The 21450-nt window shown below is 71.2% G+C and carries 22 protein-coding genes and 1 pseudogene; 15 read left to right on the top strand and 8 right to left on the bottom strand.

The features are described 5' to 3' along the window. Position 1 precedes the first annotated feature (1 nt). Positions 2-814 (bottom strand): enoyl-CoA hydratase/isomerase family protein, encoded by an 813-nt coding sequence (locus DJ017_RS15760; RefSeq protein WP_111529610.1) that lies wholly within the window; start codon positions 812-814, stop codon positions 2-4. A 140-nt stretch (positions 815-954) separates the two neighbouring features. On the opposite strand from DJ017_RS15760, the gene DJ017_RS15755 reads away from it, so the two are divergent. From DJ017_RS15755 to DJ017_RS15730, 6 genes are read left to right on the top strand one after another with little or no spacing between them, the layout of a single operon-like run. Next, positions 955-1920: an alpha/beta fold hydrolase gene (locus DJ017_RS15755; protein ID WP_111529609.1), complete on the top strand. Its 966-nt coding sequence runs from the start codon at positions 955-957 to the stop codon at positions 1918-1920. A 23-nt stretch (positions 1921-1943) separates the two neighbouring features. Next, complete coding sequence (locus DJ017_RS15750) at positions 1944-2741, top strand: enoyl-CoA hydratase/isomerase family protein (protein ID WP_111529608.1); 798 nt, start codon at positions 1944-1946, stop codon at positions 2739-2741. A 4-nt stretch (positions 2742-2745) separates the two neighbouring features. Next, positions 2746-3381, top strand: coding sequence for a glutathione S-transferase family protein (locus tag DJ017_RS15745; protein WP_111529607.1), 636 nt, complete (start codon positions 2746-2748; stop codon positions 3379-3381). Further along, positions 3378-4172, top strand: a complete 795-nt coding sequence (locus DJ017_RS15740) for a glutathione S-transferase family protein (protein WP_111529606.1) — start codon at positions 3378-3380, stop codon at positions 4170-4172. Before DJ017_RS15745 ends, DJ017_RS15740 begins: the two co-directional genes overlap by 4 nt. After that, positions 4172-5092 carry a glutathione S-transferase family protein gene (locus DJ017_RS15735; RefSeq protein WP_111529605.1) on the top strand — a complete coding sequence of 307 codons (921 nt, stop codon included), beginning with the start codon at positions 4172-4174 and terminating at the stop codon, positions 5090-5092. The genes DJ017_RS15740 and DJ017_RS15735 overlap by 1 nt, the downstream gene beginning before the upstream one ends. A gap of 21 nt (positions 5093-5113) precedes the next feature. Then, a complete protein-coding gene (locus tag DJ017_RS15730) occupies positions 5114-5932 on the top strand; it encodes a crotonase/enoyl-CoA hydratase family protein (protein ID WP_111529604.1) in 819 nt (272 codons plus the stop codon). A gap of 11 nt (positions 5933-5943) precedes the next feature. On the opposite strand, the gene DJ017_RS15725 is transcribed toward DJ017_RS15730, so the two are convergent. From DJ017_RS15725 to DJ017_RS15715, 3 genes are all read right to left on the bottom strand, one after another. Further along, entirely contained in the window at positions 5944-6186 is a 243-nt protein-coding gene (locus tag DJ017_RS15725; protein WP_133255467.1) for a hypothetical protein, read from the bottom strand. Positions 6187-6430: 244 nt separating this feature from the next. After that, positions 6431-7189 (bottom strand): SDR family oxidoreductase, encoded by a 759-nt coding sequence (locus DJ017_RS15720; protein WP_111529602.1) that lies wholly within the window; start codon positions 7187-7189, stop codon positions 6431-6433. Positions 7190-7228: 39 nt separating this feature from the next. Then, the gene (locus DJ017_RS15715) at positions 7229-7729 is read right to left on the bottom strand and encodes a DUF4142 domain-containing protein (protein ID WP_111529601.1); all 501 of its coding nucleotides are present in this window, start codon (positions 7727-7729) and stop codon (positions 7229-7231) included. Positions 7730-7855: 126 nt separating this feature from the next. On the opposite strand from DJ017_RS15715, the gene DJ017_RS15710 reads away from it, so the two are divergent. After that, positions 7856-9859, top strand: coding sequence for a TonB-dependent receptor (locus DJ017_RS15710; protein ID WP_111529600.1), 2004 nt, complete (start codon positions 7856-7858; stop codon positions 9857-9859). Here DJ017_RS15710 and DJ017_RS15705 read toward each other — a convergent pair. From DJ017_RS15705 to DJ017_RS15695, 3 genes are all read right to left on the bottom strand, one after another. After that, positions 9856-10677, bottom strand: coding sequence for an arylamine N-acetyltransferase family protein (locus DJ017_RS15705; RefSeq protein WP_111529599.1), 822 nt, complete (start codon positions 10675-10677; stop codon positions 9856-9858). The two genes, DJ017_RS15710 and DJ017_RS15705, sit on opposite strands and share 4 nt — an antisense overlap. 81 nt (positions 10678-10758) lie before the next feature. Then, entirely contained in the window at positions 10759-11970 is a 1212-nt protein-coding gene (locus DJ017_RS15700; protein ID WP_111529598.1) for an LLM class flavin-dependent oxidoreductase, read from the bottom strand. Between the two features lie 85 nt (positions 11971-12055). Further along, positions 12056-13171 (bottom strand): DNA topoisomerase IB, encoded by a 1116-nt coding sequence (locus DJ017_RS15695; protein WP_111529597.1) that lies wholly within the window; start codon positions 13169-13171, stop codon positions 12056-12058. Positions 13172-13249: 78 nt separating this feature from the next. Here DJ017_RS15695 and rlmJ point away from each other — a divergent pair, with 78 nt between their 5' ends. From rlmJ to DJ017_RS15670, 5 genes are all read left to right on the top strand, one after another. Beyond that, a complete protein-coding gene (gene rlmJ / locus DJ017_RS15690) occupies positions 13250-14068 on the top strand; it encodes a 23S rRNA (adenine(2030)-N(6))-methyltransferase RlmJ (RefSeq protein WP_111529596.1) in 819 nt (272 codons plus the stop codon). A gap of 24 nt (positions 14069-14092) precedes the next feature. Then, positions 14093-14653: a sugar transferase gene (locus DJ017_RS15685; RefSeq protein WP_111529595.1), complete on the top strand. Its 561-nt coding sequence runs from the start codon at positions 14093-14095 to the stop codon at positions 14651-14653. A gap of 61 nt (positions 14654-14714) precedes the next feature. Next, entirely contained in the window at positions 14715-16790 is a 2076-nt protein-coding gene (locus DJ017_RS15680; protein ID WP_227000165.1) for an AsmA family protein, read from the top strand. 102 nt (positions 16791-16892) lie between these two features. Next, the gene (locus tag DJ017_RS15675) at positions 16893-17390 is read left to right on the top strand and encodes a c-type cytochrome (protein ID WP_111529593.1); all 498 of its coding nucleotides are present in this window, start codon (positions 16893-16895) and stop codon (positions 17388-17390) included. A 4-nt stretch (positions 17391-17394) separates the two neighbouring features. Further along, on the top strand, positions 17395-18078 hold the full coding sequence (locus DJ017_RS15670) for a cytochrome b/b6 domain-containing protein (protein WP_111529592.1): 684 nt from the start codon (positions 17395-17397) through the stop codon (positions 18076-18078). On the opposite strand, the gene DJ017_RS15665 is transcribed toward DJ017_RS15670, so the two are convergent. Beyond that, complete coding sequence (locus tag DJ017_RS15665) at positions 18075-18407, bottom strand: hypothetical protein (protein WP_133255466.1); 333 nt, start codon at positions 18405-18407, stop codon at positions 18075-18077. The genes DJ017_RS15670 and DJ017_RS15665 overlap by 4 nt on opposite strands. A gap of 177 nt (positions 18408-18584) precedes the next feature. Here DJ017_RS15665 and DJ017_RS20445 point away from each other — a divergent pair, with 177 nt between their 5' ends. From DJ017_RS20445 to DJ017_RS20850, 3 genes and pseudogenes are all read left to right on the top strand, one after another. Next, entirely contained in the window at positions 18585-19337 is a 753-nt protein-coding gene (locus DJ017_RS20445; protein ID WP_165830651.1) for a hypothetical protein, read from the top strand. Between the two features lie 65 nt (positions 19338-19402). Beyond that, a complete protein-coding gene (locus DJ017_RS15655; protein ID WP_111529590.1) occupies positions 19403-20548 on the top strand; it encodes an L-lactate dehydrogenase in 1146 nt (381 codons plus the stop codon). A gap of 72 nt (positions 20549-20620) precedes the next feature. Then, positions 20621-21217 (top strand): annotated as a pseudogene (locus DJ017_RS20850) (glycosyltransferase family 2 protein); the annotation flags it as partial. Between the last annotated feature and the right edge of the window lie 233 nt (positions 21218-21450).

Below are 21450 nucleotides of genomic sequence, written 5' to 3'. Positions count from 1 at the left end.
GTCAACGCCCCTTGAACACCGGCTCGCGCTTCTCGAGGAAGCTCGCGACGCCTTCCTTGTGGTCTTCCGTCTTCATCAGCCGCCGGATCTCGGCGATGGCCCAGGTCCCGATCTCGCGCGCGTCGCCATAGGCGGTGCGCTGCAGCCCCGCCTTGAGCGCCTGCACGGCGAGAGGCGGGTTGGCGGCGATGCGCCCGGCGAGCTCGACGGCGCGCGGCATCAGCTGGTCGTGGGCGGTGACCTCGCCGACGAGGCCGATGCGCAGCGCCTCCGCGGCGTCGAAGATGTCGCCCGTGAACAGCAGCTCGGCGGCCTTGGCCGGGCCGACCACCGAGGGCAGGCGGTAGAAGCCGCCCACGTCGCAGACCAGGCCCCGCTTGACGAACAGCTCGCCGAACTTCGCCTTCTCGGAGGCGATGCGGATGTCGGCGAAGAGCGCCAGCTCCATCCCCCAGCCGACCGCCGCGCCGTTGACCGCGGCGATCATCGGCTTCGCGCACTCCAGCGCGGCCATGGCCGCCGGCGTCGGCGTCGGTTCGCGCGGGGCGGCGGAGGCCGAGACCGCCTTCGGCCCCGCCATGATCTCGCCGACGTCGTCGCCGGAGCAGAAGGCCGGGTCCGCGCCGGTGACCACGACGCAGCGCACCTCCGGATCGGCGGACGCGGCGCGAAGGCTCGCCTCCAGCTCGTCATAAGCCTGATAGTTCAGAGCGTTACGTCGGTGTGGGCGATTGAGGGTGACGACCGCCACATGCCCCTCGCGGCGCACGGCGATGCACTCGAAAGCCCTCGTCTCCTCCAGGATGGCGCTCATGGCTGGCCCCTTTTTCTTTGATGCTGGCACGCGGGGCGGCAGGGTCAATGATAACGCCGGGTCACTCTTGCAACGGCGAGGAAGCCGGGGAACATGGCCGCCGTCGGGGAGGTGTCCCCGCCTGGCCCTCGGGGAGGAGCATGCCGGAATTCCGCATCGTCGACGCGGGCGAGGTGAAGCTGCGCTGCGCGATCGAAGGCGAGGGGCCGCTCGTCGTGCTGGTGCACGGCTTCCCGGAGAGCTGGTTCTCGTGGCGCCACCAGTTGAAGCCGATCGCCGAGGCCGGCTTCACCGCCTGCGCCATCGACGTGCGCGGCTATGGCGGGTCGGACAAGCCGCACCCGGTGGAAGCCTACGCCATGCGCCACCTGACGGCGGACGTGGTCGGGGTGGCCGACGCCCTGCAGCCGGGCCGTCCGGCGATCCTGGTCGGCCACGACTGGGGCGCGCCGATCGTCTGGAACACCGCCCTGACGCGGCCGGACCGGATCGCCGCGGTGGCCGGACTGTCGGTGCCCTACATGGGCGTGCCGAGCCGGCCGTTCACCGAGGTGTTCGACGCGCTCTTCACCCAGCGCAACCGCTTCTTCTACCAGGCCTATTTCCAGAAGGTCGGGCCGCCCGAGGCGGAGGCCGAGGCCGACGTGCGCGGCTTCCTGCGCAAGTTCTACTATTCGATCTCGGGCGACGCGCCGGAAGGCAGCTGGCCCCAGAAGCCGGCCGATGCGACTCTGCTCGAGGGCCTGCGCGATCCGCACCCGTTCCCGGCCTGGCTCAGCGAAGAGGACCTCGACTACTACGTGGCCGAGTTCGAACAGTCGGGCTTCCGCGGCCCGATTAACCGCTACCGCAACCACGAGAGCGACTTCGCCTGGCTGCAGGGGTGGGCCGACAAGAAGATCGAGCAGCCGGCGCTCTACATCGGCGGGACCAAGGACCCGGCGGCGACGGGCTTCGGCCGCGTGGCCGACCCGGTGGCGGCCATGAAGCCCTTCGTGCGCGACCTGAAGGGCGGCCACATGCTGGAAGGCTGCGGACACTGGACACAACAGGAGCGTCCGCAGGAGGTGACCGACCTCCTTGTGGATTGGCTCAAGGCGCTCTGAAGGCGCCGGCAAGGGAGGTTTCGATGGACGAGCTGATCATCCGCCAGGAGGGCGAGGTCGCCTGGGTGACCATGAACCGGCCCGACCGGCTGAACGCGCTGAACCCGACGCTGGTGGAGGCCCTGCGCGAGTTCTTCGTCGGGCTCTACTGGCGGCGCGACGTGCGCGTGGTGGTGCTGCAGGGGGCGGGCAACGCCTTCTGCGCCGGGCTCGACCTGAAGGACCGCAACCAGGCCAATTCGCGCCACTCGATCGGCGCGGGCCTGACCGGCCAGCGGCGGATCAGCGAGATCGTCATCGCCATGCGCCGCTGCCCGCAGCCGATCATCGCCTGCGTCAACGGGGCGGCGGCCGGCGGTGGCTTCGCCCTGGCCCTGGCTTCCGACGTGCGGATCGCCACCCCGAAGACCAAGATGAACGCCGCCTTCATCCGCATCGGCCTGTCGGCCTGCGACATCGGCGTCAGCTACTTCCTGCCGCGGATGGTCGGCAGCTCGGTGGCCGCGGAATACATGCTGACCGGCCGCTTCATCGACGCGGAGCGGGCCTACCAGCTCGGCCTCGTCAGCCGGATCGTCGAGCCGACCGCCATGGAGGCCGAGGCCCGCGGCTTCGTCGAGGACATGCTGCACGCGACCCCGCTGGGCCTGCGCCTGACCAAGGAGGCGCTGAACCACGCCGTCGACGCCCAGGGGCTGGAGGCGGCGATCGCCATGGAGGACCGCAACCAGATCCTCTGCAGCGCAGACGGCGACTTCCCCGAGGGCGTCCGCGCCTTCCTCGAGAAGCGCAAGCCGGTCTACGAGAACCGGGAAGGCTAAGGCCGTGATCGAGCTCTACCACTGCGCCGACGCCCGCTCGTTCCGGGCCCTGTGGGCGCTGGAGGAACTGGGCCTCGACTACGAGCTCCACCTCCTGCCGTTCCCGCCGCGGTTCAAGGCGCCGGAGTACCTGGAGGTCAATCCGCTGGGCACCATCCCGGCGATGATCGACGGGCCGACCTTCATGACGGAGTCGGCGGCCATCGTTCAGTACCTCGTCACCCGCTACGGCCCGAGCCCGCTGGCGGTGGAGGTCAAGGATCCGGCCTACGGCGCCTGGCTCAACTGGCTGCACTTCGGCGAGGCGACCCTGACCTTCCCGCAGACGCTGGTGCTCCGCTACCGGGTGCTCGAGCCCGGGCGGCTGGAGGCGGCGGCCGACGACTACGCCCGCTGGTTCCTCTCGCGCCTGAAGCACGTGGACCGCGCCCTGGCCGGCGGCCAGGAATGGCTGTGCGCCGGCCGGTTCACCGCGGCCGACATCTCGGTGGGCTATGCGCTGCTGCTGGCGAACCAGTTGAAGCTGCTGGGCGAGGTCGCGCCGAGCATCCAGGCCTATTGGGAGCGGCTGAAGGCGCGCCCTGCGTTCCAGGCCGCCAAACGCGCCCAGAAGGGCGAGCTTTCGGACATCCTGGCATGACCTTGAAGCTCTACGACCACCCGCTGTCGCCCTACGCCCAGAAGGTGAAGATCCTGATGCGCGAGAAGGGGCTGGCCTTCCAGGCGGTGATGCCGGGCGGCCTCGGGGCCGGCGGCGCGCAGGGGGCCTTTGTCGCCGCCAGCCCGCGCGCCGAGGTGCCGGCGCTGGAGGACGGCGAGGTGCGGGTCTTCGATTCCACCATCATCCTCGAGTACCTGGAAGACGCCTATCCGGAGCCGGCCCTGCGGCCCTCCGTCGCCGCGGACCGGGCGCGGGTGCGGATGCTCGAGGAGGTGATGGACACCCACTTCGAGGCGATCACCTGGGGCCTGTCGGAACTGGCCTGGTTCCGCCGGGCCGAGGGCGAGCTCGCCGAGACCATCCGCGCCAATGCGGCGCGCCAGATCGCCGGCTTCTACCGCTGGCTGGACGGCGAGCTCGGCGATAGGCCGTGGTTCAACGGCGAGGCCTTCGGCTGGGGCGACCTCTGCGTGGTCCCGTTCGTCAACGGCGCGGTGGGGCAGGGCCATGCGGTCCCGGCCGGCTCGCGGCTCGCCGACTGGCTGGCGCGGGCCAACGCGCGGCCGTCGGTGGCGGCGACGGTGAACGATGTCCGCACCTGGCAGTCGGGCGCGAGCATGGGCGACGTGGCCGAGCTGGTCGCCAAGGGGCTGTTCAAGCGCGAGTACCGCGACCATCGCCTGGAGTGGATGATCAAGAGCGGCGGGCTCGAGGTCGTGGTCCAGGGCGTGGCGCGCGACAACATCCGCTTCGCACCGGAGTTCGGCTGATGCCCCAGAGCGCCCCCGACTTCATCCTGCACCACTACGACACCTCGCCGTTCTCGGAGAAGGCGCGGGTGATGTTCGGGATCAAGGGCCTGGCCTGGGGCTCGGTGATCCAGCCGGTGATCATGCCCAAGCCGGAGCTGATCCCGCTGACCGGCGGCTATCGCCGCATCCCGGTGATGCAGATCGGCGCCGACGTCTATTGCGACACCCAGGTGATCATGGCCGAGATCGAGGCGCGTGCGCCGACCCCTCGGCTGGTCCGCGGCGGCGACTGGGCGGTCAACATCTGGGCCGACCGGCTGTTCTTCCAGGCCACCGTGGCGGTGGTGTTCGGCGAGATCGGCGACAACGTGCCGGCTGAATTCGTCAAGGACCGCGAGAAGCTTTCCGGGCGGCCCTTCGACACTGCGGGGATGAAGGCCGCGGCGGTCCCGATGAAGGCCCAGTGGCGCTCGCACGCCGCCTGGATCGAGGCGGGGCTGGCGGACCAGGATTTCCTCGGCGGATCGACGCCGTCCCTGGCCGACGTGGCCGCCTACATGAACGTCTGGTGGCTATCGGGCGCAGCGCACGGGGCCGCCGAGGCCCTGCTGGCGGCTTTCCCGAAGGTGCGGGCCTGGAAGGGCAGGATGCGTGGCGTCGGCCATGGCCAGCGCCGCGACATGACCGGCGCCGAGGCGCTGGCCGTGGCCCGCGCCGCCGACCCGGTCGCGCCGCCGCCCCACGACGACACAGATCCTCTCGGCCTGCAGCCCGGCGCCGCCGTCGCCGTGGCGGCCGACGACTATGGCCGCGATCCCATCGAGGGGCGGCTCGTCGCCCCGACGCCGGACCGCGTGGTGATCGGCCGCGAGAGCGCCGACCTCGGCCGGCTCAACATCCACTTCCCGCGCATCGGCTACACGATCGCGCGCGCCTGAACATCGAGAGAAGGAACTGACATGAACGACCGCGTGACCGTGACCATCCAGGACGGCGTCGCCGACGTGCGCCTGGTCCGCACGGACAAGATGAACGCCCTCGACAACGCCATGTTCGCCGCCCTGGTTGAGACCGGCGAGCGCCTGAAGACCGAGAGGGGCGTGCGGGCGGTGGTGCTGTCCGGCGACGGCCGCGCCTTCTGCGCGGGCCTCGACATGGGCAACTTCGCGGCCATGGCCTCCGGCGAGCGCAAGGGCGGCCAGAGCTCGGCCGGCGGCAACCTGCTGGCGGCCAACCGCACCGCGGGCGGCGCCAACCACGCCCAGCAGGCCTGCATGGTCTGGCGCGAGATCCCCGTGCCGGTGATCGGCGCGATCCACGGCGTCGCCTTCGGCGGCGGCTTCCAATTGGCGCTGGGCTGCGACCTGCGCTTCGTGACGCCGGACGTGAAGCTGGCGATCCTCGAGATCAAGTGGGGCCTCGTCCCCGACATGGCCGGCATCGCCCTGGCCCGCGGCCTGGTGCGCGACGACGTCATGCGCGAACTCACCTGGACGGGCCGGATCTTCAACGGCGAGGAGGCGGTCCAGATGGGCCTGGCCACCCGCGTCTGCGCCGATCCCCGCGCCGAGGCCCTGGCGCTCGCCCGCGAGATCGCCGGCAAGAACCCCGACGCGATCCGCGCCGGCAAGCGCCTGGTCAACATGATGGCCGAAGCCGACCAGCCGGCCATCCTGCTCGAAGAGAGCCGGGAACAGACTGCGCTGATCGGCTCACCCAATCAGGTCGAGGCGGTGACGGCGAACCTGCAGAAGCGGGAACCCAAGTTCGCCGACTGACCGCCGCGTCCTTAGCGCTGGGCCAGGGTGAGACCGAGGCCCGGCGCCTGGGCGAACGTGGCCTTCACGGTGGCGTCGACGCAGAGGCGCCTGGCGTCCACCGGGAAGCTCGCGCCCACGGTCTCGCGCCAGCACAGGCTCTCGGCGGCCTTGACGACCTCGGCCCTGATCTGGTCGGCGGTCTTGCCCTGGGTGCTGATGCGGATGGATTGCGCGTTGGCCGAGGTGGCGAGGAGGGCGGCGGCGGCCGCCATCGGAAGCATACGAAGCGTGTTGGTCGCGAGCATGTTGTCGGGTCCGGATTGAGGTTGAAACCAACCCGTTTCCCGGCGTTCCTCTTGGCGTCGGTCGGAGACTGTCGACCGGGCTCGACGCCTGAGGAGATGAGGCCCGCGACTCAGCGACGTCTTCAAAACAGATCGGTCGCCGGCGGATGAATTCGCGGGCGGCGCCCAAGAGCTTGGCAGTCGACGCCGCCGAAACGGGCGATGGCGCCGCTCAGCCGCGGCCGATGAACGGCATCTTGGTGGCCATCACCGTCATGAACTGGACGTTCGCCTCGGGCGGCAGCCCGGCCATGTAGAGCACGGCGTCGGCCACGGCCTGCACGTCCATCACCGGCTCCGGCGCGATCGAGCCGTCGGCCTGCATCACGCCCTTGGCCATGGCGCGGGTCATCTCCGTGCCGGCGTTGCCGATGTCGATCTGGCCGCAGGCGATGCCATAGGCCCGGCCGTCCAGCGCGGTGGAGCGCGTCAGGCCGGTGATCGCGTGCTTGGTGGCGGTGTAGGCGGCGGAACGCGGCCGGGGCGCGTGGGCCGAGATCGAGCCGTTGTTGATGATCCGCCCGCCGCGCGGCTCCTGCGCCTTCATCACCCGGAACGCGGCCTGGGTGCAGAGGAAGGCGCCGGTGAGGTTCACGTCGACGACCCGCTTCCAGGCCTCGAGCGGCAGGTCCTCCAGCGGGACCGGAGGCGCGCCGGTCCCGGCGTTGTTGAACAGCAGGTCGAGGCGCCCGAAGCGCGCCGTCACCGCCTCGAACAGACGGGCCACGGAGTCCGCGTCGGCGACATCGGTGACGAAGGGCAGGGCTCGGCCGGGCGCGTCGGCCTGGCCGGCGGTCTCCTCCAGCAGCTCGGCGCGGCGCCCAGCAAGGCCCACGGACCAGCCGTGGTTCAGCAGCGCGAGCGCCACGGCCCGGCCGATGCCGGTTCCGGCCCCGGTGACGATGGCGACCTTGCCCGTTCCGTCGTGCATGGCCTCTTGGTAGCGGCGATCGGGGGCAGGGGCCAGCGATCAGCCGCGGTCGAGGTCCTGGGCCATACGCAGGTGCTTCTGCAGGTCCGGCAGGGTCTGGCCGGCGAGCTGGCCGACGGGGCCGCCCATCCGCGCCTCATGGCGGAACTCGGCGATGTCCTTGCGATGGTCGTGCTGCATGTAGCGGACGAACTCGCGATCGAAGGCCCGGCCGCGCAGGCGGCGCAGCTTGGCCGCTTCGGCCCGGGCCTCGGGCGTGATGGCCTGCGTGTCCGGGACACCGAACCGGGCGGCGATCCGCATGGCGGCGTCGCGGGCGTGGGCGTGGTCGTCGTGCAGGGTGCGGCCGAAGTCGCGGACCCGCGGGCTGACGGCGCGCTCGGTGGCCATCTGGCCGAGCATCATCTCCGAGTTGTCGCCGCGGATCGCCTCAGTGAGGAAGTGGCGATCCTCGCTTGACTGGTGAGCGCGGGGCTGGGCCTGGGCGGCGCCCGTCAGGACGAGGACGGCGGCCGCGCCGCCGAGCAGGCGATAGAACATCCGGTATCTCCCTGTGGGTTGCGGGAGACAACCCGATCTGGCCGGGCCGGTTCCGACGCCGAGGGGGCGGACGAAGCTGCCGCGATGGTCTAGGAAGCCCGCCGACAACAAGAAACGGGGAGCGCCATGCCGACGGACCTGCCGCCGCAGAACCAGGTGGAAATGGTGGTGGTCTATCCGCCGCGCCTCGCCCCTCTGGGCGGCGAGGCCGCGTTCAGCGCGGTGCAGATCGGGCCCCAGATCCTCAAGACGACGCCGCGGCTCGACGAGGCGCTGAAGCGCGTCCCGGGCGTGTCGCTGTTCCGCCGGACGGGCAGCCTGGCGGCCAATCCGACGACCCAGGGCCTGTCGCTGCGGGCCATCGCGCCCTCCGGCGCCGGCCGGGCGCTGGTGACCCTCGACGGCGCGCCGCAGAACGATCCCTTCGGCGGCTGGGTGATCTGGACGGCCCTGCCGCCGGAAGGGCTGGACGGGGCGACGGTGGTGCGCGGCGCGGGCGCGGGGCCGTACGGCGCCGGGGCGCTGACCGGCGTTGTGGCCTTGCAGGAGAAGGGCGCGGGCGAAGGGCTGGCGGCCCTGGACGTCTCGGCGGCGGAGCGCGGGACCTACCGCATCGCCGCGGCGGGGGGCGCGCCGGGGCTTCTCGTCGTCGGCGAGGCGGAGACCAGCGACGGCTATGTTCCCGTGCGCGGCGCACGGGCCGGCGCGGCGGATACTCCGCTCACCCTTCGCGACGAGAGCCTTTCGTTCCGCGCCCAGCACGAGCTGGGCGATGGCGTGCAGGCGGCGGCCCGCCTCGGCGCCTACGAGGAGCGGCGGGGCGCGGGCCTGCGCGGCGCGCGCTCGATCGCCTCCGGCGCCTCCGCGACCGTGACCCTGGCGCGCCCGGCCAGCGAGGGCGTCGGCGGCTGGCGGCTCCAGCTCTGGGCCCGCGCCAGCGACCTGCAGAACAGCTCGGTGGCGGTGGCCGCGAGCCGGGCCACGACGACGCCGGCCAACGACCAGTACTCCACCCCGGCGCAGGGCTTCGGCCTCAACGCCGCCCTGCAGGGCAAGGCGGGCGCGGTCTCCTGGGAAAGTGGCGTCGACGTGCGGCTCGCCAGGGGCACGGAGTACGAGCGCTTCCGGGTGATGAACGGCCTCTACACCCGCGGCCGAGAGGCCGGCGGCGAGACCCTGGTGGGCGGGGTCTATCTGGAAGGCGCCTACGACCAGGCGCCGTGGATCGTGACCGGCGGCGTGCGGGTGGACGGCTGGTCCTCGAGCAAGGCCAAGCGCCGCGAGTGGGACCTCGCCACGGGCGCGACGACGCTCGACCAGCATGCCAAGGACGCCTCGGGGACGACGCCGACGGCGCGGCTCGGGGTGCGCTACGCCCTGACGCCGGCGATCTGGCTGCGGGGCGCGGCCTACGCCGGCTTCCGGCCGCCGACCCTGAACGAGCTGCACCGTCCGTTCCGGGTGGGCAACGACATCACCGAGGCCAACCCCAACCTCAAGCCGGAGATCCTGCAAGGGGTCGAGGCGGGGCTCGGCGGCGAGGGCGCGGTCCGCTGGTCGGGCACGCTGTTCTACAACTGGCTCAAGGACCCGATCACCAACGTCACCATCGGCATCGGCCCGGGGACCTTCCCGACGGCAGGCTTCATCCCGGCGGGCGGGACGCTGCGCCAGCGGCAGAACGCCGGCGAGATCAAGGCCTATGGCTTCGAGGGCGAGGTCTCGGGCGAGGTCTCCGCGGCGCTGGGCTGGCGCGCGGCGGTCTCGGCGACCCATGCGCGCGTCGACGGCGGCGCCAGCGCCCCGCAGCTCACCGGCCTACGTCCGGCCCAGACGCCGAACCTGACGGTCACGGCCGGCCTGGACTGGCGCCCGCTCGAGAAGCTCCGGCTGAACGCGGACCTGCGCTACGAGAGCGCCCGCTTCGAGGACGACCTGAACAGCCGCAAACTGCGCGCCGGTACCCAGCTCGACCTGCGCGCCGGCTGGGGGGTCGCGGAGGCCTCCGAGGTCTATCTGGCCGTCGACAATGCGGCCGATGCGAAGCTGGAGGTCGGCCAGACCGCCGACGGGGTGACCAGCCTCTCCGCGCCGCGCACCGTGCGGGTGGGTTTCGCCTACAGGCGTTAGGCCGGCTGGCCGAACAGCTCCTCGTGGCGCACGAGGATGCGCGGCCAGAGGGTGGCCGCTTCGGGCAGGTGTAGGCCGAACTCGCGCGCCAGGACCTCAAGGTAGGCGTCGGCGTCCGGGATCAGCTCGTTCCGCTTCTCGCCATCGCGGATGCGGGTGAGGCTGCGACCCCGCAGCTGAAGCAGTTCGTCCTCGCGCCAGCGCTGGGCGACGGCGGTCTGGACGAAGCCCGACTCCGGCGAGGTCTGCAGCCAGTGGCACTTCTCGGCCAGCAGCGCCGGATCGGCCGGATCGAGGGTGAAGTCGAAGTTCGGCGCGCCGCCGAGCGGATGGTTGTGGAAGCGCCACCAGCGGCCATCGAGCTGTTCGAGGTGGAAGGCGTGGCCGTCCTGGCTGAAAGGGCCACGCTGCAGGGCGAAGGGCTCGATCGCGCCGTCGCCGAAACCGACATCCGCGATCCAGAGACCTTCCTCGGACGCGCCGAGGTCGACCAGCAGAACGAGGTGATTGCCGACCTTCTCGTCACCGGCCATCTGGCGCCCGACGCCGCCGGCCAGGCGGGTGACGGAGAAGCCGATGGCGTCGAGAACGGCTCCGAAGAGGCCGTTCATCTCATAGCACCAGCCGCCGCGGTGGCGGCTCACGATCTTGTCGAAGGCGGCCTCGGGGGCGGTGGTGACCGGCCGGCCGAGCTGGACGTCGAGGTTCTCGTACGGGATCGCCAGCAGGTGAGCGCGGTGCAGCGCCTTCAAGGTGGCGAGGTCGGCCCGCGCCTCGCCGGCGAAGCCGATGCGGTCGAAATAGGCCTGCACGTCCATGGCGATCCCCCGATCGAAGCCTGGCCAAGCCTGACAGTTGGGGGCTCGGACCGGGAGACGCCAGTGGCGGATGCGTAGGCGCTACTTGGTTTCCGGCGGCGCCTGGCCGGTGATCATGGCCACGATCTCGGGCCGGATGTTCTCCGCGCCCTTCTCCTGCATGTGCTGGACGATGCGCGCGCCGACCGCCGCGCGGGCCTGGCCGGTGAACTCGTCCTTGTTCTCGCGCACCCAGTCCATGGAGGCCTGGCGGTTGACGTTCAGCGCCTGGAATTTCGGCGCCACGTAGCGCGCGAAGAGCTCGTACGAGTTCTTCTTGCGCTTCCAGTTGGCCCAGTTGTGGTCCATGAACAGGAAGGCGCCGAAGCCGCCGCTCTCGTCCTGCAGCTGCTGGATCCGGGCGGCCGCGTCGTCGGGCGTGCCGATCACCGCCATGCCGGTCTCGATCATGGTCTTCACCGGATCCGGACCCTCGGGCACCACCGGCAGGTTGGCGATCTCACGGAAGTAGTAGATCCACTTCTCGAGGCCGAAGCGGACGTCCTCCATGGCCTGCTCGCGCGTCTCGGCGATGTGCATCGGGCCGACGAGGCGCCAGGCCGAGCGGTCCATGACGTTGCCGTGTTCCTTGGCCTGCTCCTCGGCGATCGCCCAGTTGGAGGCGAGGGCGTTGAAGCCGGCGGTCGAGGTGGCGCCGAGCGACAGCAGGCCCAGGCCGTGCTGGCCGGCGGCGCGGGCGCCGGTGGGCGACACCTGGCTGGCGACCGAGATCTCCACCGAAGGACGCGAATAGGGCGTCATCTGCAGGCGGGCGTTGGCCAGCTCGAACCAGTCGGAGTTGTAGGTCACCGCCTCGCCGCGGAGCAGCTTGACCATGCAGGCCAGGGCCTCGTCCATGCGGTCGCGTTGGGTGTGCGGCGGGATGCCCATCATGAAGGCGTCGGAGACGAGCGCGCCCGGGCCGACGCCGAACATCACCCGGCCGCGGGTCATGTGGTCGAGCTGGTTGATACGGTCGGCCAGCATCAGCGGGTGGTGGTAGGGGAGGGACGAGACGCCGGTGCCGAGCCGGATGTGCTTGGTGCGCTGGGCGGCCGCGGCGATGAAGATCTCCGGGCTTGCGATCAGCTCGTAGGCGGCCGAGTGGTGCTCGCCGATCCAGGCCTCTTCGTAGCCCAGCTTGTCCATCCACTCGACCAGCTCCATGTCGCGGTCGAGGGCCAGGGTGGGGTTTTCGTCGATCGGATGGAAAGGCGCGATAAAGGCGCCGAAGCGCAGACGCTGAGGCAGCACGAGCGATCTCCCTAAAGTGCCGGCGCGGCGTCTTCCCCCCGCGCGCAGAACGGCGGTCATCCTAGGAGGGCGACGTCAGGTAAGGCTAGCGGGCGGCGGCGGATTCGTTCGAAGCGGCGGTATGGCGGCGCGCGGGCTTTCCGGTGGCCGTCTCCTCGGCCACCGCTTCCTTGGCCTCCTCCAGGAAGCGGATGACGGCGAGCTCCAGCGGGCGTCCGTCCTGACCCGCCTTGAAGGGCAGGGCGTGGTCCTCGTAGGCCCTGATCACCAGGGGATGGATGTAGGCGCTGCGGCACACGGCGGCGGTGTTGCCGAGAAGGCCGGCGACGGCCTTCACGCAGGTGGCGATGTGGCGCTTGGCCTCCGCCGCGGTCTCGCAGGCGGGCGCCAGGGCCAGGGCCTGGGCGGCGTTCACCGTCCCGGCCCAGGTGCGGAAGTCCTTGGCCGAGAAGTCCTCGCCCATGGCGTCGCGCAGGTAGGCGTTGACGTCGGCGGACTCCACGGCGTGGGGGGCGCCCTCGTCGTCGAGGTAGGCGAACAGGCGCTGGCCGGGCAGGTCCTGGCAGGCTTTGACGATGCGGGCCAGGCGGCGGTCGCGGAAGCCGGTCTTGTGGGTCTTGCCGCTCTTGCCGCGGAACTCGAACATCGCCTGCGAACCCTTCACCCGGGCGTGGCGATTGCGCAGGGTGGTGAGGCCGAAGCTATTGTTCTGCTTGGCGTATTCTTCGTTGCCGACGCGGATCAGGGTGATCTCCATCAGCCGGATCACCGCCGCCAGCACCTTGTCGCGCGGCAGGCCGGGCTGGGCGAGGTCCTTTTCGACGCGGGTCCGCAGGCGGGGCAGGGCGCGGCCGAAGGCGACCAGCCGGTCGTACTTGTTCTCGTCGCGCGCCTGGCGCCAGCGCTCGTGATAGCGGTACTGCTTGCGGCCCTTCTGGTCGCGGCCGGTGGCCTGGATGTGGCCCCGCGGGTCGGGACAGATCCAGACGTCGGTCCAGGCCGGCGGGATCGCCAGGGCGCGGATGCGGTCGAGGGTCGCCTCGTCGATCGGTTCGCCCTTGGGCGTGCGATAGCTGAAGCCGGTCCCGGACTTGCGTCGCGAGATCCCCGGGTCCTGGTCGCTGACGTACCTCAGGCCCGCCGCCTTCACCTCATCCGGCGACAGTTGGGCCGGGGTCGAGTCTGGGGTATCGCGGGCCATGGCCAGTCGCCAACGTGGCATGCGGAGGCGGGTTCCTGGCGCCAGAGACTGCCTGTTTCAGACGGAGCGCACGCGCCCTTGAACTACCGCCACGCCTTCCACGCCGGGAACTTCGCCGACCTGGTGAAGCACGCCGCCCTGCTGCACCTGCTGGCGCGGCTGACCGAGGGCGCGCCGCTGAGCGTCATCGACACCCACGCCGGGCGGGGGCTCTACGACCTCGAGGGCCTCGAGGCGAAGAAGTCGGGGGAGGCCGAGGCCGGGATCGGCCGGTTGATGGCGGCGTCCGACGCGCCGGCCGCCTTCGCCCCGCTCACCGCGGCGGTCGGCAAGCTGAACGGCGGGGGCGGGGTCTCCCGCTATCCGGGCTCGCCCTGGCTGATCGCCGAGGCCATCCGTCCGGCGGACAGCTACCTGGCCTGCGAGCTGCGGCCCGAGGAGCACAGCGCCCTGGGCGAGGCCCTGAAGGGCCGCCGCAACGTGCGCACGCGCTGCGCCGACGGCTACGAGGCGGCCGAGATCGCGATTCCGCAGTCAGGCAAGGCGCTGGTGCTGATCGATCCGCCGTTCGAGCGCGCCGACGACTACGCCCGCTGCGTGGACGCCGCCGCGGCGATCCTCGCCCGCAACCCGGATGCGGTGCTGATGATCTGGCTGCCGCTCAAGGACCTCGCCACCTTCGACAGTTTCCTCGGCGATCTCGAGGATGCGACGTCGGCGCCGCTGCTGGTCGCCGAGACGCGCATCCGCCCGCTCACCGACCCGATGAAGATGAACGGCTGCGCCCTGGTGTTCGTCAATGCGCCGGCCGGCCTGCAGGGGCCGGTGGAGGATGCCTGCCGCTGGACCGCGACGGCCCTGGGGCAGGGCGGCGAGGCGCGCGTCTACCAAGCCTGAGCAGGGCGGGCTAAGACGTCGCTGGTGAAGCGGGTGATCGACATCCTGGCGGGGCTTGGCGGGCTGGTCGCGCTGTCGCCGCTGCTGCTCGGCCTGGCGCTGGCGGTGCGGCTCGACAGCCCCGGGCCGTCGCTGCACTGGTCCAAGCGGGTGGGACGCGGAAACCGGCTCTTCGCCATGCCGAAGTTCCGCACCATGCGCACCGACACGCCGGACGTGGCGACGCACCTGCTGGCCGACCCGGAGCGCTGGATCACCCCCCTCGGCCGTTTCCTGCGGCGCACCAGCCTGGACGAGCTGCCGCAGCTCTGGAGCGTGCTGAAGGGCGACATGAGCCTGGTGGGGCCAAGGCCGGCCCTCTTCAACCAGGACGACCTCGTGGCGCTGCGCACCGAGGCGGGCGTCGATGCGCTGCGGCCGGGGCTGACCGGATGGGCGCAGATCAATGGCCGGGACGAGCTGCCGATCCCCGAGAAGGTGCGCCTGGACCGGGAGTACCTGGAGCGCATGTCTCTCGGCTTCGACCTGAAGATCATCCTCGGCACGGCGGCGGCGGCCTTCAGCGGGCGCGGCGTAAGCCACTAACAATAGAGGGGAACTTCACCGCAGGCCCCGCGCGTTGATGGGCGACAGCGGAGTTCGCCCCTTGTCCAGCAACACCCTTCAGGATCGAGAGACCGGCCAGCCTCGCTGGCGCGCCTTCCGCGCCTGGCTGGACGGCGACCACGCCCGGGCGCGCGACGCCGAGCGGCCGCGCTCGCGCCACCGTGCGGCGCTGGTCACCGGCGCGGTGTTCCTGGCCCTGGCCCTGCTGATCGGCTTCATCGTGGCGATCTGGGACTGGAACTGGTTCCGCGGGCCGGTGGCGCGCATCGCCTCGGCGCGGCTGCACCGCCAGGTGACGATCACCGGCAACCTCGACGTCAACCTCTGGTCCTGGACGCCGAGCGCCACGGTGGACGGGGTGCATGTGGCCAATCCCGCCTGGGCCGGAAAGGACCGGATGGCCGATGTCGGCCGGATCGCCGTGCGCATCCGGCTCCTGCCGCTGTTCGGCGGCCACCTCGACCTGCGGCTCCTGGAGTTCGACCGGCCGGACGTGCGGCTCTATCGCGACGGCCAGGGCCGGGCGACCTGGGACTTCTCCGGCGGCAAGGACAGCGGCAAGCCCCTCCGCCTGCCGCCGATCCGCAATTTCGTGATCCACGATGGCAAGCTGCAGGTGCGCGACGACGTCCGGCGGCTGACGTTCAACGGCTCGATCGACGCTTCCGAGCGGCTCGGGGCGCGCAACCACGGCTTCGAGATGAGCGGCCAGGGCGCGCTCAACCGCCAGCCCTTCACCCTGCAGGTCACCGGCGGGCCGCTGCTCAACATCGACCGCAACCGCGCCTATCCTTTCGACGCCGAGATCCGCGCCGGCGCGACCTATGTCACCGCCAAGGGCGCGGTGCCCAAGCCCTTCGACATGGGCGAGTTCTACATGAACACCACGGCGCGCGGACCGGACCTCGCCGACCTCTACGGCCTGACCGGCGTGGCCCTGCCCAACACGCCGCCGTACAACCTGCACGGCCGTCTCTCCCGCCATGAGAAGGTCTACCGGATCGACGGCCTCGCCGGCCGCGTCGGCTCCTCGGACCTGGCGGGCGCGATCTCGGTGGACGCCGGGCGGCCGCGGACCCTGCTGACCGCCAACCTGCGCAGCCGCGACCTCTATTTCCCGGACCTCGGCGCGCTGTTCGGCGGGGCGCCGAAGCATGGCCCGGTGGCCTCGCCGTCGCAGAAGATCGAGGCGCAGCACCTGGCCGCCGAGAACCGCATCTTCCCGGACTCCACCCTCGACACCCGCAAGATCCGCAGCATCGACGCCGACGTGACCTACAAGGCCACCTCGATCCGCGGCGCGCCTGTGAACCTCACGGCCGGCTCGGCGCGGGTGAAGCTGAACGATGGCCTGCTGCGGGCCGAGCCCTTGAGCCTCGACCTGCCGAAGGGCCGGATCGCCGGCTACATCCAGCTCAACGCCCGCAAGGCGACCCCCGTCACCGACCTCGACCTTCGGCTCACCAACGCCCGCATCGAGCAGCTCATCCCGCTGAAGTTCCAGGGTGGGGCGCCGGTGACCGGCGCGCTGGTCGGGCGCGCCAAGCTGACCGGCTCGGGGGACTCGGTGCACAAGGCCTTCGCCAACGCCGACGGCCAGGTGGTGGTGGTCGCACCGGGCGGCGAGATCCGCCGATCGATCGCCGAACTGATGGGCGTCGACGTGATCAAGGGCCTGGGCCTGCTGTTCGACAAGAGCCAGGAGACGACGCCGCTGCGCTGCGCGGTGGGCGCCTTCCAGGTGAAGAACGGGGTCCTCGACACCAACCAGCTGGTGTTCGACACCGAGCCGGTGCTGGTCACCGGATCTGGCCAGATCAACCTTGGGACCGAGCGGCTGGCCTTCAAGGCGCAAGGTCATCCGAAGAAGTTCCAGCTCGTGCGCCTGATCGTGCCTGTGGAGGTCGCCGGGCCGATCCGCAGCCCGAGTCTGAAGCTCGAGAAGGGGCCGGCCATCGCCCAGGGCGGCATCGCCGCCGCGCTGGGCAGCTTCCTGTCGCCGCTCGCCGCCATCCTGCCGTTCGTCGATCCGGGCCTCGCCAAGGACGCCAACTGCGGCGCCCTGGTGGCCGGCGCCGCCCAGAAGGGAGCGCCCGTGCGGACCGCCGCGCGCTGAGCCGGCCGCCGACGTTGACGGGGCGTGAGTCTGCCCGGCACAGTCCTGCCCGCATTGGGGCGTCTGGATCGGTCCAGTTCGTCCACGGGGAGATTTCAGGCGATGGCGAAGATCAGGCTCGGGGCGGTGGTGGCCCTTGCGGTGGGCATGGGCGTGGCGGCCGGCGGGGCGTTCGCCCACGAGCACATGGGCGCCATGCCGAAGACGCCGATGGGCAAGGCGGCCTACGCCCGCCACCAGAACTTCAAGGCCCAGGGCGCGGCCTTCAAGGCGATCCTCGACGAGATCAAGAAGGACTCCCCGGACAAGGCGGTGATCGCCACCAATTCCGCCAAGCTGAAGGGCCTCGCCGGCCAGCTGCCGACCTGGTTCCCGAAGGGCAGCGGCGCGGAGAGCGGCATGAAGACCGACGCCAAGCCCGAGGTCTGGTCCGATCCGGCCGGCTTCGCCGCCGCGGCCAACCGGCTGCAGGTGGAGAGCTCCAAGCTCGACCAACTCGCCAGGGCCGGCGACATCGCCGGCGTGAAGGGCGAAGTCCGGGCCGTCGGCGGCGCCTGCAAGAACTGCCACGACAAGTACCGCGTCCCCGAGCAGCACTAAGATCGTGGCCAACACCGAGACGGCCGAGGCGCGGCGCTCGTCCCGCCTGTGGGACGGGCCGACTCGGCTCGTCCACTGGGCGCTGGTGATCCTCATCGCCTTCGCCTGGTGGTCGGCCGAAGAGGGCAAGATGGATTGGCACCGGCTGGCCGGCTACGCGGTGGTTGGCCTGCTGGTCTTCCGGCTGATCTGGGGCTTTGCGGGCTCGACCAGCGCGCGCTTCGCGAGCTTCGTCAAAGGCCCGGCGGCGACGCTCGCCTATCTGAAGACCCTGCCATCACGGGCCAGGTCGGACATGCCGGGCCACAATCCGCTCGGCGCGTGGAGCGTCCTGGCGATCCTCGCCACCCTGATCGCCCAGGTTGTCACCGGTCTCTTCGCCGTGGATGTGGACGCCATCGAGGCCGGGCCGCTGTCGGACCGGGTCGACTTCGACACCGGCCGGCTGTTCGCCAAGTGGCACCACTGGAGCTTCTGGGCGCTGGAGACCCTCGTCGTCCTGCACCTCGCGGCGATCGCCTTCTATCTCGTCTACAAGCGCGCCAACCTGGTTCGGCCGATGGTCACCGGCCGGCAGGCGTTCTCGCAGGATCCCAGGCTCAGCTTCGCGCCGCTGTGGCGCGCGGCCCTGGCGGCCGTCGTCGCGGCCGCCGTCGCCTGGTGGGTGTCGAGGGGACTGAGGCTCTAGCTCGCCTTGGCCGCGTCGCGCAGGCAGTTCAGCCAGGCGTCTTCGCGGGCCTTCTCGGCGTCACGCAGCTTGGCCTCGGCGTCGCGCACCGCGGCGTCGTGCTTGCGCCACTCCGAGACGGCGCCCTCGCGCGCGGCGCGGGCGGCCTCAAGGGTGGGGAAGCGGGCCAGCACGGCGCGCACCGAGTAGCTCACCGGCGGGCCGACGGTCTCGCGGTCCGGATAGAAGCCGGTGATCGAGTCCGCGCTCTCGGTGTCGATGTGGAAGACGTCCGCCCAGCCGGCATGATGGCGCATCAGAGCCCAGGGGCGTTCCACCCGATCGTTCACCGCAAACCTCCTCGAACGTCGTTCAATTTCCGAATCCGCCGCCAGGGCGACGGGCCTCAAGCTAGCAAGCGCCGGCCAAGGCTCCAACGCCGCGGGCGCCAAATAGGGCTTTGATCGCGGCGAAGTTCCGTGGAAAAGCGCTGCCCATTGTTCTGACGACCATTCAGCGAGTGCGATTTGTCCAAGATCATTATCGGCCGCCAATTCTGCGGCCCGCCGAATTCCGGCAACGGGGGTTATGTCTGCGGCGTCCTGGCCAAGGGGATCGAAGGTCCCGCCACCGCCGTGCTGCGCGCGCCGATCCCGCTCGACGCGCCGCTGGCGCTGGATCCGGCGACCGGCGGCTTCGTGCTTTCGGGTGACGAGGGCCAGCTGATCGGCAAGGCGGACCCGTCCGCCGGCGCCGAGCTGCCGACGCCGCCCAAGGCGCCGAGCCTGGAGGCCGCCCGCGCCGCGGGCGCCCGCTACCAGGGCCTCACCCAGCGCATCCATCCGATCTGCTTCACCTGCGGTCCGGAGCGCGAGGACGGCGACGGGCTCAAGGTGTTCGTCGGCCAGCTCGACGGGGCCGAGCACGGCGTCGTGGCCGGCGCCTGGACGCCGCACGCCAACTTCGCCGACGGGGAGGGTCTGGCGCCCACCGAGGTGATCTGGGGCGCGCTCGACTGCCCGGGCTTCTTCGCCTGGGTGGAGAAGGAAGGCCGCCACGGCGCCCTGCTCGGCACCATGACCGGCGAGGTGATCCGCCGCCCCAAGGCGGGCGAGGAGTGCATCGTGCTGGCCTGGCCCCTGGCGCGCGACGGCCGCAAGGAGACGGCGGGGGTCGCCCTGTTCAGCGCCTCCGGCGAGCTGCTGGCCCGCGGCCATCAGGTGTGGATCGTCATGGGTCCGCGCCCGCCGCAGCCGGTCGAGGCCGCCGCGACCGCCTGACGAGACGAAGCGCCGCCCGGTTGCTAGTGTCGAGGTCCAGACGCCGGAGGGCGTGAGGGAGGGACATGCGGGCGGCTTCGGTTTCGGACTATCGGGAGCTGGCCCGCCGGCGGCTCCCGAACATCTTCTTCGAGTACATAGACGGCGGCTCCTATGCCGAGGAGACGCTGGCCCGCAACGTGCGCGACCTGGAGCTGATCGCCCTGCGCCAGCGGGTGCTGCGCGACATGAGCCAGCTCGACATGACCGTCGAGACCCTCGGCCAGACCCTGTCGATGCCGGTGGGCCTCGCGCCCGTGGGCATGGCCGGCATGTACGGCCGGCGCGGCGAGGTGCAGGCTTCCAAGGCGGCGACGGCGGCGGGCCTACCGTTCTGCCTCTCCACCGTCGGCGTCTGCTCGGTGGAGGAGGTGGCGGCCAAGGCCGCGCCGCCCTGGTTCCAGCTCTACATGCTGAAGGACCGGGGCTACATGAAAGCCCTCCTGGGCCGCGCCCGGGACGCCGGCTGCCCGGTGCTGGTGTTCACCGTCGACCTGCCGGTGCCCGGCGCCCGCTACCGGGACGTCCGGTCCGGCTTCACCGGCTCGAGCGGCCTTTCCGGCGCGCTCAATACCGCCTGGGACGGGCTCACCCATCCGGGCTGGATGTGGAACGTCTGGGCCCAGGGCCGGCCGCACAGTCTCGGCAACGTCGAGGGCGCGGTGCAGCAGCAGGGCCGGCGTGTCACCGACTTCCTGGCCTGGATCGCCCGCAACTTCGATCGCTCCGTGACCTGGGCCGACCTCGACTGGGTGCGCGAGAACTGGGACGGGCCGATCGTCATCAAGGGCGTACTGGACGTGGACGACGCGCGCGAGGTCGTGCGCGTGGGCGCGCAGGGCCTGGTGGTCTCGAACCACGGCGGGCGCCAGCTCGACGGGGTCCGCTCCTCGATCTCGGCCCTGCCCAGGATCGCCGATGCGGTGGGCGCCGACCTCGAGGTTTTCATGGACGGCGGCGTGCGCTCGGGCCTGGACGTGCTGAAGGCCCTGGCGCTGGGGGCGAAGGCCTGCTTCGTCGGGCGGCCCTGGGCCTGGGCGCTCGGGGCGGGCGGCGAGGCGGCGATCACCAGGATGCTCGGGACCCTGCGCTCGGAACTCGCCGTGGCGATGATCCTGACCGGCTGCAACTCGGTCCGCGAAGCCGGCCGCGAACTCCTCGATCTGGACTGATCGCAAGCTCGACTGAACGTTGGCCGCTTTGGGGCGTTAAGGCGTCACGGGGACCTGCACTTCAGGTGAGCCATGGGAACGACGCCGAGCGTCAGCGTCATCATTCCGGCGTACAACGCAGCGGCGTTCGTCGGACGCACGCTGGCCTCGCTGCGCGACCAGACCTTCACCGACTTCGAAGTCATCGTCGTGGACGACGGATCGAAGGACGACACGGCCGAGGTGGTCGCCCGCTGCGCCCTCGACGACGTCCGCGTGCGCCTGATCCGCCAGCCGAACGGCGGGGTCTCCGCAGCCCGCAACCGGGCGCTCTCCGAGGCGCGCGGCCGCTATATCGCCAATCTCGACTCCGACGACATGTGGCGGCCGCAGTTCCTGGAGCGCACCGTCGCCGCCCTGGAAGCGGCGGGCGAGGGCGCGGCCTTCGCCTTCGCCCGGTCGCTGTGGATCGATACCGAGGACGAACTGCTGCCCGTCGCCGAAACGGCCCTGCCGGCGCGGGTGGGCTACCGCGAGCTGCTGCTGCGCAATCCGGTGGGCAACGGCAGCGCCATGCTGATGCGCGCCGACCTGGTGCGGGACATCGGCGGCTATGACGGCGATCTGGTGCGCGACTTCGGCCAGGTGGAGGATTGGCAGCTCCTGCTGCAGCTCTCCTGGCGCGGCGCGGTCGTGCCCATCGACGAGCCCCTGGTGCTCTACCGGATCATGCCTCAGAGCTCCTCGCACGCGCTGGAGCGCACCGCGAGAGGCGCGCTCGAGGTGATCCGCCGCTGCGAACGCGACGGGCCACGGCTGGCCAAGCCCGACGTCTGGGCGGCGCGGAGCCTGACCCTCATGTGGCTGGCCCGCCGGGCCATGGGCCAGGGTCGGCGCGACCTGGCGCTGCGTTTCGCCGCGCA

The sequence above is a fragment of the Phenylobacterium soli genome (assembly GCF_003254475.1).
Lineage (GTDB): Bacteria > Pseudomonadota > Alphaproteobacteria > Caulobacterales > Caulobacteraceae > Phenylobacterium > Phenylobacterium soli.
Note: the sequence above shows the minus strand (reverse complement) of the source record. Positions and strands in the feature narration are given on the sequence as shown.

What these genes read in the sequence shown, in the direction of transcription:
- DJ017_RS15675 (WP_111529593.1), top strand. Translation starts at nt 16,893, where the DNA reads ATGGCGAAGATCAGGCTCGGGGCGGTGGTGGCCCTTGCGGTGGGCATG.
- DJ017_RS15760 (WP_111529610.1), bottom strand. Translation starts at nt 814, where the DNA reads ATGAGCGCCATCCTGGAGGAGACGAGGGCTTTCGAGTGCATCGCCGTG.
- DJ017_RS15710 (WP_111529600.1), top strand. Translation starts at nt 7,856, where the DNA reads ATGCCGACGGACCTGCCGCCGCAGAACCAGGTGGAAATGGTGGTGGTC.
- DJ017_RS15720 (WP_111529602.1), bottom strand. Translation starts at nt 7,189, where the DNA reads ATGCACGACGGAACGGGCAAGGTCGCCATCGTCACCGGGGCCGGAACC.
- DJ017_RS15725 (WP_133255467.1), bottom strand. Translation starts at nt 6,186, where the DNA reads ATGGCGGCCGCCGCCGCCCTCCTCGCCACCTCGGCCAACGCGCAATCC.
- DJ017_RS15730 (WP_111529604.1), top strand. Translation starts at nt 5,114, where the DNA reads ATGAACGACCGCGTGACCGTGACCATCCAGGACGGCGTCGCCGACGTG.
- DJ017_RS15735 (WP_111529605.1), top strand. Translation starts at nt 4,172, where the DNA reads ATGCCCCAGAGCGCCCCCGACTTCATCCTGCACCACTACGACACCTCG.
- DJ017_RS15655 (WP_111529590.1), top strand. Translation starts at nt 19,403, where the DNA reads ATGCGGGCGGCTTCGGTTTCGGACTATCGGGAGCTGGCCCGCCGGCGG.
- DJ017_RS15715 (WP_111529601.1), bottom strand. Translation starts at nt 7,729, where the DNA reads ATGTTCTATCGCCTGCTCGGCGGCGCGGCCGCCGTCCTCGTCCTGACG.
- DJ017_RS15695 (WP_111529597.1), bottom strand. Translation starts at nt 13,171, where the DNA reads ATGGCCCGCGATACCCCAGACTCGACCCCGGCCCAACTGTCGCCGGAT.
- DJ017_RS15755 (WP_111529609.1), top strand. Translation starts at nt 955, where the DNA reads ATGCCGGAATTCCGCATCGTCGACGCGGGCGAGGTGAAGCTGCGCTGC.
- DJ017_RS15740 (WP_111529606.1), top strand. Translation starts at nt 3,378, where the DNA reads ATGACCTTGAAGCTCTACGACCACCCGCTGTCGCCCTACGCCCAGAAG.
- DJ017_RS15705 (WP_111529599.1), bottom strand. Translation starts at nt 10,677, where the DNA reads ATGGACGTGCAGGCCTATTTCGACCGCATCGGCTTCGCCGGCGAGGCG.
- DJ017_RS15750 (WP_111529608.1), top strand. Translation starts at nt 1,944, where the DNA reads ATGGACGAGCTGATCATCCGCCAGGAGGGCGAGGTCGCCTGGGTGACC.